At 54.7% G+C, this 651-nt stretch carries 1 rRNA gene; it reads left to right on the top strand.

The annotated features are described in order from the left end of the window. Positions 1–185 precede the first annotated feature (185 nt). Positions 186–651, top strand: a 16S ribosomal RNA gene (locus J0A90_RS18520); the annotation flags it as partial.

Raw genomic sequence — 651 nt, 5'->3', positions numbered from 1 at the left:
CTTCAAGTAAGGACGCTCTTTAACAATCGATCAGGTAATTGATGTGGGCGCTTGTCTTGCGTGACGCCAGTCACAGCATATCAAGGCAAGCGACTCGTCTAAGATTCGTTTGACCTTGAACCAAGTTTGGTCCGCTTCGCTTCTTCTGTCTTCGGGCAGAGAAGAGGTAAGGACTATCAGACTTTTAACTGAAGAGTTTGATCATGGCTCAGATTGAACGCTGGCGGCAGGCCTAACACATGCAAGTCGAGCGGCAGCACGGGGAGCTTGCTCCCTGGTGGCGAGCGGCGGACGGGTGAGTAATGCATAGGAATCTGCCCGGTAGTGGGGGATAACCTGGGGAAACCCAGGCTAATACCGCATACGTCCTACGGGAGAAAGCAGGGGCTCTTCGGACCTTGCGCTATCGGATGAGCCTATGTCGGATTAGCTGGTTGGTGAGGTAATGGCTCACCAAGGCGACGATCCGTAGCTGGTCTGAGAGGATGATCAGCCACACTGGGACTGAGACACGGCCCAGACTCCTACGGGAGGCAGCAGTGGGGAATATTGGACAATGGGCGCAAGCCTGATCCAGCCATGCCGCGTGTGTGAAGAAGGCCCTCGGGTTGTAAAGCACTTTCAGCGAGGAAGAAGGCTTGGCGGCTAATA

Source organism: Salinicola sp. DM10 (assembly GCF_017306975.2).
Classification (GTDB): Bacteria; Pseudomonadota; Gammaproteobacteria; order Pseudomonadales; family Halomonadaceae; genus Salinicola.
This window is presented reverse-complemented; position numbering and strand designations above follow the sequence as displayed.